Annotated in this window: 3 protein-coding genes and 1 pseudogene; 3 read left to right on the top strand and 1 reads right to left on the bottom strand. The window is 69.8% G+C overall.

Annotation, left to right across the window (positions count from 1 at the left end; genetic code table 11):
* Positions 1–182 precede the first annotated feature (182 nt).
* The gene (locus GJ632_RS20620) at positions 183–722 is read left to right on the top strand and encodes a hypothetical protein (protein WP_089810323.1); all 540 of its coding nucleotides are present in this window, start codon (positions 183–185) and stop codon (positions 720–722) included.
* 30 nt (positions 723–752) lie between these two features.
* On the opposite strand, the pseudogene GJ632_RS26100 reads toward GJ632_RS20620, so the two are convergent.
* Positions 753–1,395 (bottom strand): annotated as a pseudogene (locus GJ632_RS26100) (hypothetical protein).
* A gap of 131 nt (positions 1,396–1,526) precedes the next feature.
* Here GJ632_RS26100 and GJ632_RS20610 point away from each other — a divergent pair.
* Positions 1,527–2,432 carry an FAD-dependent oxidoreductase gene (locus GJ632_RS20610; RefSeq protein ID WP_191453897.1) on the top strand — a complete coding sequence of 302 codons (906 nt, stop codon included), beginning with the start codon at positions 1,527–1,529 and terminating at the stop codon, positions 2,430–2,432.
* A gap of 61 nt (positions 2,433–2,493) precedes the next feature.
* On the top strand, positions 2,494–3,013 hold a 520-nt coding region (gene thiE, locus GJ632_RS20605), incomplete at its 3' end, for a thiamine phosphate synthase (RefSeq protein WP_191453896.1).

Genomic DNA, 3,013 nt, shown 5'->3' with positions numbered 1-3,013 from the left:
TCTCGGCGCGGAACTGGCCGCCGGGACGGACTTCGAACGGGCGGTGCGTCTGGCCACCGTCGCGGGCGCGCTCTCGACCGAACGCGAGGGCGTGCAGGTGGCGGTGCCGTCGCGCGAACGCGTCGCGGCGGTCGCAGAGTGACAGGGAAAACTGATTTATCAACTCGGGTGGACGTACGGGCGTGCCTTCGAGACGACAGATACTCGCGGCCGCGTGTTCGACCGGTCTCCTCTCCGGGTGCTCGGCCCTCGCGAGCGAACCACCCTCGGTGTCCGAGCAACCCTGTCCGCCGGGCGGGTTCGTCCGGTCGACCGCATCGTGTTCGCACACCGACGCGGCCGAGAACGGCGTCGAGGTCAGCCTCTCTTCGCGGACGCTGGACTCCGAGCAGAAGATGTTCGACTTCACGATTTCGGTCCGCAATCGCGGTGACGGGCCCATCGAGTTCGAGTCGACCGAGTGGGAACTCTGGCGAAACAGCGGCCCCAAGTGGGCGCGTCTCTCGGACGCGAATACGCCGACGGAGTCCGCCGGGTCGAGTCGGTCGGACGGCACCGTCAGGACCCGTCCGGGGCGCGCGATGACGTGGACCGGACTGCGAACGATGTTCGACGCGTTCGACGACGAGGTGCAGTCGGGACTGTACGCCGCCGTGCTCCCCGCCACGCGTCAGGAGACGACCATCGACTGCGTCGCCGTCTTCCGAATCGCGGTCGACTGACGCCGCCCCCGTCGTGACGGCCCGCCCCGCTCACTCCAGCGAGACTTCGAAGCCCCACGTGAACGACGCTACCTCCTCGCCGTCGGGTTCGTCCATCACCGAGAACGGCGACTCGAACCGGAAGGTGCCGACGGGGAGGCAGGCGTCCTCGCCGGGCGCGCCGTACAGTTCGAGGTCCCGACTCGTGGACTCGCCCCGGCTCCAACGTCACCATCTGGTACTCCTCCGTGACGGCGATGGGTTCGGTGAGACGCCAGCAGTCCGGTTCGGCGGGGTAGTCCTCGCCCGCGGGCAGGAGCTGTAACTGGTCCGACGTGTCGTACCGGTAGGCGAAGACGATGGCGCGCCCCTCGCCCAGCGTCAGGGTCCGGTCGCCCTCGTTCGTCACCGTCGCCCGGAGTCCCGGCGGGTGGTCCGCCGTGGCGGCGTCCCGCGTCACCTCGATTTCGGGACGAACGGGCGCGTCGGGGCGTTCGTCCGTCGAGACGAGGGCGAGTCCGGGACCACCGGTGCCGCTGGGCCGGGTGTCGTCGGAGTCGTCCGTCGTGTCAGTCGGCAGGTCTGTCTCCGTCCCGTCGCCGCCGTCGCCGCCGCCTCCACCCAGACAGCCGGCGAGGAGAGCGAGCGTCCCGATACCACAGGTACTGAGCAGCGTGCGTCGCGTCGTATCCATGTCTCCATCCTCGCCGTCCGTAACTATAATCACGACGTTGACACAAGTGGACGTTTGTCTCACCGCCCGGGAACGTCGGGAATCCGAGGCGCGACCGGTGGCTTTACGAACGATTAGGCTGGCCTAAAAATATGGCTACAGACGAGACAGCGTCGACGCGCGAGGAGAACGACGTGGTCGTCGTGGGCGGCGGCCCGGCGGGGTGTTCGGCGGCCGTCTTCGCCGCCAGGTACGGTTTCGATACCGTCGTGTTCGACCGCGGTCGGTCGTCGATTCGGCGGTGCGGCTACCTGGAGAACTATCTGGGGTTCCCGGGCGGTATCGACATCGACGCGTTCTACTCGCTGATGCACGACCACGTCGACGCCGCCGGCGGCACCGTCGTCGCCGAAATCGTCGAATCCGTGGCGCGAGACGAGGACGAGGGCGACTTCACCGTCGAGACGCAGGACGGAACGGTCGTCCGAACCCCGCGCGTCGTCGCGGCGACGAAGTACGACGTCGACTACCTCGCCGGACTGGACGAGGAGATGCTCGAACCCGACGGCCACGGCGGAACGGAACTCGACCCGTCGTACCCGGACGCGGAGGGGGCGACGCCCGTCGAGGGACTGTACGTCGCCGGCCCCCTCTCGGGCGTGGACGACCAGGCCATCGTCGCCGCGGGGCACGGCGCGCGCGTCGGCGGCCGCCTGGTCGCGGACGCACGCAGAGACGACGGCTACTGGGACGCCGTGGCGACGTACTACGACTGGGTGCGGCGGGACGCCTCCCTGACCGACGAGTGGCGCGGCAGGGACCCGTGGCGCGACCACTTCGACGCGCACCTCTCGCCCGACGGCGACGAGTACGACCCCGCGCACGTCGAACGCGTGCGCGAGGCGTACATCGACGAACGGATGGCCAAGTACGCCACCGAGTCGGAGATAGCCCGCCGAACCGAGGCGGGGACGGACCGCCTCGTGGCGTCACTGGGCGCCGACCGACTGCTGGACGCCATCGACGACGACCGGATTCGGGCGTACCTCGACGACTGACCGCGCGTGCGCCCCCGGGTTCCGACAGGGTTTTGCCGCTAAACACCAGACTATACAACCGATGAATATGCCCATGCGGACGTATCTGGTGACGCAGGGGGACCGCTCCGGCGCGCGAGGAACCGCGGACGTGGTTCGTGCCGCCATCGACGGCGGCGTCGATGTGGTCCAGTTGCGCGAGAAGCACGCGACGGCGCGCGAGCGATACGAACTCGGGCTCGAACTCCGCGACCTCACCCGCGAGGCCGGGGTGGCGTTCGTCGTGAACGACCGCGTGGACATCGCCGCGGCCGTCGATGCGGACGGGGTCCACCTCGGCGACGAGGACCTCCCGGTGTCGGTGGCCCGCGACCACCTCGGCGAGGAGGCGATAGTCGGGCGGTCCGTCTCCACGCCCGAGGCCGCCCGCGAGGCCGAACGCGCCGGCGCGGACTACCTCGGGGTCGGCGCCGTCTTCGCCACCGGGACGAAGGACGTGGCCGACGACGAGGCCGAAATCGGCACCGAGCGGGTGGCGGCCGTCGCGGCCGCCGTCGACATCCCCGTCGTCGCCTCCGGCGGCGTCGCCTCGCTCTCCGACG

The sequence above is a fragment of the Halogeometricum sp. CBA1124 genome (assembly GCF_009741955.1).
In the GTDB taxonomy this organism is placed as follows: domain Archaea; phylum Halobacteriota; class Halobacteria; order Halobacteriales; family Haloferacaceae; genus Halogeometricum; species Halogeometricum rufum.
Note: the sequence above shows the minus strand (reverse complement) of the source record. Positions and strands in the feature narration are given on the sequence as shown.